The organism is Streptomyces sp. NPDC101152, assembly GCF_044768275.1.
GTDB lineage: Bacteria > Actinomycetota > Actinomycetes > Streptomycetales > Streptomycetaceae > Streptomyces.
Genome location: NZ_JBIWPO010000038.1, coordinates 70497 through 76768 on the forward strand (window position 1 = coordinate 70497; position 6272 = coordinate 76768).

Genomic DNA, 6272 nt, shown 5'->3' on the forward strand with positions numbered 1-6272 from the left:
ACTCCCGTTACCGGACTGGTCTGTACATGACCATCTCGTCGGGCCAGACTGTCCGCCGAGCAGGCCCACCCCCACCTCCGACGAGGAGCCCTCGCATGCCCCTGCGCGCCCGCAGCCGTCGTCACGCGGCCCTGACCGCGGCCCTCGCCCTCGCCACCGCCGCCCTGCTGTCCTCGGCGCCGCCCGCCTCGGCCGCCGACACCTGGACCGAGGTCGGGTCCGACCGCGCCGATCCGCTGACCGAGAGTCAGGGCCTGGCCTCCGTCGAGGTGCCGGCCGGGAGCCCCAACCGCTACACCGGCATCGGCACCATCCCCATCGGCGTCTCCAGCCGCGGCTGGAACCACGTCGGCGACCCGGACGCCTCCTACAACGGCTACTACGTCGAGCCGTACCAGGCCGACTCCGGCAACGCGAAGATGTACCGCGTCCAGGCACCGGACGGAACCTGGTCCGAGTACGTGCACACGCTCAGCCCCGGCGAGGCACTGAACAACTCCTGGGACGCGATCTCGCCCGACGGGCAGTGGATGCTGTCCGGGGAGTACGGCACCATGAGCCGCTTCCTGGTCTTCCCGACGCCGGGCGTCAACGCGAGCACCTCGCCCTCGGCGAACCTCCCGCAGGTCGCCACCGTCAACCTCGACCACCCCGTCCGGGACGTCCAGGGCTGCGACTTCTCCGGGCCGACGACCCTGCTGTGCTCCTCCGACGACCCCGCGAGCACGCTGTTCGGCTTCACCAAGCCGCTGCTCCAGGTCGACCTGTCCGCCGCGCCGAACGGCGCCTCGGACGTCTTTGGCCACGTCACCGCCCTGCGTCAGCTGCCCCTGCGCAGCGGCTGCTCGGGCACCTTCGAGGTGGAGGGCATCGACTACGACCGCCGGGACGGCACCCTGCGCGTCATCGTCGTCTCGCCGGGCTTCTGCGTGCTGACGGACAGCAAGACGTACCGCTTCAAGAAGGGCTGACCGGCTCGCTGGTACGGCGGGGGCAGTGGTGCTTTTCTGGGGAGGTGACGCGGTTCGCGGGGAATTCCGCCGGGTCGCGTCGCCGCCCACGAGAGGAGCGATCACGATGGACCGTGAGCGACTGCACGAGGAGCCGGTCTCCCTCGAGATCAGCGGATGCAGCAAGGAGGACGCCCGGATCGTGTTCGACACGCTGTGCGCGTGCTTCGAGTCCGACCGGGGCGCCGACGACGTGCCGCAGCAGCTGCACGAGACGCGGCCGATGGTGTGGCTCGGGACGTTCGAGGTGACGGAGGCGCACACCTGCCCGGCGCCGGGACCCCTGGAGTCCTCGGTCGAACTGGACGCGCAGGGCGGCTACTGGGCCATCGAACGGCTGCGCAGCACCTTGGACCCGTTGTTCACGGTGCGGGACCTGTCATCGGCCTCCGGGGATCAGGAGCGGGAGCTGCATGTGGTTCTCGAGAGCCGCTGACGGTGCGCGCCCCTCGATTGTGCAACTAGTTGCATAAAACGGTGCGGTCCTCTACAACTGAGGGACCACACCGCCACGGAGGGGCCCCATGAGCCGTTACCCGCATCTGCTGAACCCGCTCGACCTGGGCTTCACCACGCTGCCCAACCGCGTGCTCATGGGCTCCATGCACGTCGGCCTGGAAGAGGCCGAGCGCGGCTTCGAGCGGATGGCGGAGTTCTACGCCGCCCGGGCCCGCGGGGGAGTGGGCCTCATCGTCACCGGCGGCATCGCGCCCAACGAGGCGGGGCGCCCGTACGAGGGCGGGGCGAAGCTGACCACCGAGGCGGAGGCGGAGCAGCACGAGGTCATCACCGGGGCCGTGCACCGCGCGGGCGGGCGGATCGCGATGCAGATCCTGCACTTCGGGCGGTACGCCTACCACCAGGACCTGGTCGCGCCCAGCCCCCTCCAGGCCCCGATCAGCCCCTTCGTGCCCCGGGAGCTGACCGACGCCGAGGTGGAGCAGACCATCGACGACTACGCCCGCACCGCCCGGCTGGCCCGGCAGGCAGGCTATGACGGCGTCGAGATCATGGGCTCCGAGGGTTACCTCATCAACGAGTTCATCGCCCCCCAGACCAACCACCGCACCGACCGCTGGGGCGGCTCGTACGAGAACCGCATGCGTTTCCCCGTCGAGATCGTCCGGCGCGTGCGCGAGGCCGTCGGCGAGGACTTCATCATCGTCTACCGGCTCTCCATGCTGGACCTGGTGCCGGGCGGCTCCACACTCGACGAGGTGATCACGCTCGCCCAGGCCGTCGAGGCGGCCGGCGCGACCATCATCAACACCGGCATCGGCTGGCACGAGGCCCGGATCCCCACCATCGCCACCTCCGTGCCGCGCGGCGCCTACACCTGGGTCACCAAGCGGCTCATGGGCCGGGTGTCGGTCCCGCTCGTCACCACCAACCGCATCAACACCCCGGAACTTGCCGAGGAGTTGCTCGCCGAGGGCTACGCGGACATGGTGTCCATGGCCCGCCCGATGCTCGCCGACCCGGACTTCGTCGCCAAGGCGGCGGACGGGACGCCGGGAGCCATCAACACCTGCATCGGCTGCAACCAGGCCTGCCTCGACCACACCTTCAGCGGGAAGATCACCTCCTGCCTGGTCAACCCCCGTGCCTGCCACGAGACCGAGCTGGTGCTCGCGCCGACCCGGCTGAAGAAGCGCGTCGCCGTCGTCGGGGCCGGGCCCGCCGGACTCGCCTGCGCGGTGTCCGCGGCCGAACGCGGCCACCTCGTCACCCTGTTCGACGCCGCGGACGAGATCGGCGGGCAGCTCAACGTCGCCCGCAAGGTGCCCGGGAAGCAGGAGTTCGACGAGACCCTGCGCTACTTCCGCCACCAGCTCGACACCCACGGGGTGGACGTACGCCTGAACACTCCCGTCGGGGCAGGCGACCTGGCGGGCTTCGACGAGGTGGTCGTCGCCACCGGTGTCACCCCGCGCACGCCCGACATCCCCGGCGTCGACCACCCGAGCGTCGTCGGCTACCTCGACGTCCTGCGCGAGAAGGCACCCGTCGGCGAGCGCGTCGCCATCCTCGGCGCCGGAGGCATCGGCTTCGACGTCGCGGAGTTCCTGACCGACGGCGGCGACGCGGCGAGCGAGGACCCGGAGACGTACTTCCGCCAGTGGGGCGTGGACATGGACTACCAGGCGCCTGGCGGTCTGGCCGCCCCCAAGCGCACCGCCCCGCCGCGCAGCGTGCACCTGCTCCAGCGCAAGACGTCCAAGGTCGGCGCGGGCCTCGGCAAGACCACCGGCTGGATCCACCGCACCGAACTCAAGCACCGCGGCGTCACCATGGTCCCCGGCGTGCGCTACGACCGTATCGACGACGCCGGGCTGCACCTCACGGTCGGCGAGGAGAGCACCGTCCTGCCCGTGGACACGATCGTGCTGTGCACCGGCCAGGAGCCGCGCCGCGACCTGTACGAGGACCTGGTCGCCGCCGGCCGCAGCCCGCACCTGATCGGCGGCGCGGACGTGGCCGCCGAACTGGACGCCAAGCGGGCCATCAAGCAGGGCACCGAGATCGCGGCGGCCCTGTAGGCGCCCGTCCCTAGGATGACCCCATGTCCCTCCCGCACGCGATCCTCACCGCCCTGCTCGAGAAGCCGTCCTCCGGGCTGGAGCTGACCCGCCGGTTCGACCGGTCGATCGGCTACTTCTGGTCGGCGACGCACCAGCAGATCTACCGCGAGCTGAGCAGGCTGGAGGCCGAGGGACAGATCCGGGCGCTGCCGTCCGAGCAGCCGGCCCGCGGACAGAAGAAGAGCTACGAGGTCCTGCCCGCGGGCCGCGCCGAGCTGGCCCGCTGGACGGCCACCGCCCAGGACCCCAAGCCCCTCCGCGACCCCCTGCTGCTGCGACTGCGCGCGTCGGCCGTCGTCGGAACGGAGGGCATCGAGGCCGACCTGCGCCGCCATCTGAGCCTGCACCAGCGGCAGTTGGCGGAGTACGAGGAGATCGAGCAGCGTGACTTCCCGCCCGGCCGGGACGGTCACCAGGACCGGCTGCGGCACCTCGTACTGCGGGCCGGCATCGATCTGGAGACCTTCTGGACGCAGTGGCTCACCCACGCCCTGGAGGAGTTCGCCGCCCTGCCGGATTCCGGGCCCGCGTGAGCACCGCCGCCGTCAGAGCCGGTACGGCTTCGCACGGCGGCGCAGGTACCAGCCGGTCGCGATGACCCCCGCCCCGACCAGGGCGCTGCCCACCCCGAGCGTGACCGGGCCGTAGTCCCGGACGGCACCGCCCAGACCGCCCATGACACCGCGGGACGGCGAGGAGGTGGCGGAGATGGTGGGCGAGGAGGGGGCCGCGACGATGATGGACTGGGTGCCCGCGGTGGTGTTGTTCACGGTGCAGATCACCACGACCGTGTAGGTGCCCGGGCTCACCCCCTGCCAGGCCGCCGACTGGAGGCTGGTCGTCCCGGAGAGCGCCACCTGCCGCCCCTGGGTGAAGTTCGTCTGACTGCTGTTGAGCAGCGAGGCCGTGCCCCAACTGCCGTTGCTGCTGGTCTGGTTGCACACGGTGGTGGTCACGGACACGGTGGAGCCGCTGGTGCTCACCGAGATACCCGTGCCCAGCGCCGCGGCGGGCGGCCCGGCCAGGGCGACCGGCAGCGCGGTGGCCGCCACGGCCAGGCCGGAGCGGATCAGAAGCTGAGATTTGCGCATGTGGACTGCCCTCCAGCGGCACGGTCGGCGGTACATCCCTTGCGCCGCCGGAGGGTCGGGGAACGCCCGTGCTGCCTCAGGGGCAGCCAATGTGCCCACGGGCCGCCCCGCACGCGGAGGGCCCCCGAGCAGGTGACGGATTACCTCGTCCGGCCCATCGCACGGCCCACGGAGGAGGGAGTACGACGTCCGGTCGCGTGACGCGTTCCCGCGGCCTGGTCGGGCACGGCAGGAGGGGGTGCGGGGGCGTTGGTGGCGGCCCGCCGCGGTTACGTATGCTGAAGTTCCTCGCGGCTGAACTCTCCCTGAGGGCTGGTGAGTTCATGCCGGTGGCGCGGAACGCTGTCGTCGCTGATCCCGCGCCTGACGCGGGTGGCCGGGTGGCCGGAGCCGACGCGGGCTCAGGTCCCCGGCACCTGCACGGAGTTCGGGGGTGTGCGCCGTCCGGCCCACCAGTGGTAGCCGCACCCAATGTGCGGGCAACACATTGGCTGAGTGTCCGTCAGTGTCCCCCAGGAGAGGCTTCCTCATCGTGCGTTTCCAGTCGCTGACACTGGCCGTGGCCGGGGCCGCCCTGCTCGCCCCCTCCGCGTCACCCACCGCACCGCAGCCACGTACCGCCGAGGAGCGGGCGGCCCGGCGCGAGGGCACCGTCGGCGCGGCCGACCTGCTGGCCAGGGTGCGGGGCTGCGTCCCGGTCTCGCACGGCCGGTACCGCAGCAACGCGGGCAGACCGGCCACCATCCCCGTCTGCGGGACCCGGCAGGCCGTCTTCTGGAAGGCCGACCTCGACATCGACTGTGACGGCAGGCCGGGGCCGCACTGCAACCGCCGCACCGACCCGCTGTTCTCGGACTCCACCGCCTTCCAGCAGTCCGACGGGCGCCATCTGAGCGCCGAGAGGCTGCCGTACATCGTCGTGCCGGCCGCCAGCCGCATCTGGAACCACCGGGACCACGGCGTGCGCGGCGGCTCGGTCGCCGCCGTCGTCTACCGGGACCGGGTGCAGTACGCGGTCGTCGGCGACATCGGCCCGCGTGACCTCATCGGGGAGGCCTCCTACGCCACCGCACGGGGTCTCGGCATTCCCGCGGACCCGCGCGGCGGCGGCACGCCCTCCGGCGTCACCTACATCGTCTTCAAGGGCTCGCGGGTCGAGCCCATCGAGAACCACGCCGCCGCCGTAGCGACCGGACAGCGGCTGGCGCGGATGTTCGTGCAGAACAGGTGACCGGGCGTCGGACGGGACTAGGGGGTGTTTTGAAAGTCCAGTGCGGTGCCCGCGGTGTTCGGTGCGTGGCCTCGGCGTGCCGGACGAAGGTCCTAGTGCCGCGGCAGGCAACGTTTGCCCGGTAAGGAGCGGCGTCCGGGGCGTCCTCTCGGTGTGCCGGACGAAAGCCCTCGTACTGGACGTACTTGGGGTTTCGTCCGGTGCGGCGAGGGTGCGTGCCGGGCGCCGTGGGTGCTGTGCGGGGCTTTCAAAACACCCCCTAGCCTCGGCGTTTCGGTTGGGGTGATGAGGCGTCGCTGTTCGTCTGCCGTCACGTGGGCCGGGTGATTGCGTTGCCTGGGCATGGCGGAGTCCCGGC

The 6272-nt window shown here is 71.5% G+C and carries 6 protein-coding genes; 5 read left to right on the forward strand and 1 reads right to left on the reverse strand.

The features are described 5' to 3' along the window. The first annotated feature begins 95 nt into the window (after positions 1–95). From ACIRVK_RS33910 to ACIRVK_RS33925, 4 genes are all read left to right on the forward strand, one after another. Positions 96–971 (forward strand): hypothetical protein, encoded by an 876-nt coding sequence (locus ACIRVK_RS33910; RefSeq protein ID WP_404253953.1) that lies wholly within the window; start codon positions 96–98, stop codon positions 969–971. A gap of 106 nt (positions 972–1077) precedes the next feature. Further along, entirely contained in the window at positions 1078–1446 is a 369-nt protein-coding gene (locus ACIRVK_RS33915) for a hypothetical protein (RefSeq protein WP_404253955.1), read from the forward strand. An 88-nt stretch (positions 1447–1534) separates the two neighbouring features. Next, positions 1535–3550: an FAD-dependent oxidoreductase gene (locus ACIRVK_RS33920; RefSeq protein ID WP_404253957.1), complete on the forward strand. Its 2016-nt coding sequence runs from the start codon at positions 1535–1537 to the stop codon at positions 3548–3550. A gap of 23 nt (positions 3551–3573) precedes the next feature. Further along, complete coding sequence (locus ACIRVK_RS33925; RefSeq protein WP_404253959.1) at positions 3574–4125, forward strand: PadR family transcriptional regulator; 552 nt, start codon at positions 3574–3576, stop codon at positions 4123–4125. 12 nt (positions 4126–4137) lie between these two features. On the opposite strand, the gene ACIRVK_RS33930 is transcribed toward ACIRVK_RS33925, so the two are convergent. Beyond that, positions 4138–4683 (reverse strand): hypothetical protein, encoded by a 546-nt coding sequence (locus ACIRVK_RS33930; RefSeq protein ID WP_404253961.1) that lies wholly within the window; start codon positions 4681–4683, stop codon positions 4138–4140. A 532-nt stretch (positions 4684–5215) separates the two neighbouring features. On the opposite strand from ACIRVK_RS33930, the gene ACIRVK_RS33935 reads away from it, so the two are divergent. Continuing rightward, entirely contained in the window at positions 5216–5914 is a 699-nt protein-coding gene (locus ACIRVK_RS33935) for a glycoside hydrolase family 75 protein (RefSeq protein WP_404253975.1), read from the forward strand. Positions 5915–6272 lie beyond the last annotated feature (358 nt).

Bases quoted from the DNA above. Each gene is read 5' to 3' on its own strand.
- ACIRVK_RS33930 (WP_404253961.1), bottom strand. From the start codon at position 4,683: ATGCGCAAATCTCAGCTTCTGATCCGCTCCGGCCTGGCCGTGGCGGCC.
- ACIRVK_RS33915 (WP_404253955.1), top strand. From the start codon at position 1,078: ATGGACCGTGAGCGACTGCACGAGGAGCCGGTCTCCCTCGAGATCAGC.
- ACIRVK_RS33920 (WP_404253957.1), top strand. From the start codon at position 1,535: ATGAGCCGTTACCCGCATCTGCTGAACCCGCTCGACCTGGGCTTCACC.
- ACIRVK_RS33925 (WP_404253959.1), top strand. From the start codon at position 3,574: ATGTCCCTCCCGCACGCGATCCTCACCGCCCTGCTCGAGAAGCCGTCC.
- ACIRVK_RS33910 (WP_404253953.1), top strand. From the start codon at position 96: ATGCCCCTGCGCGCCCGCAGCCGTCGTCACGCGGCCCTGACCGCGGCC.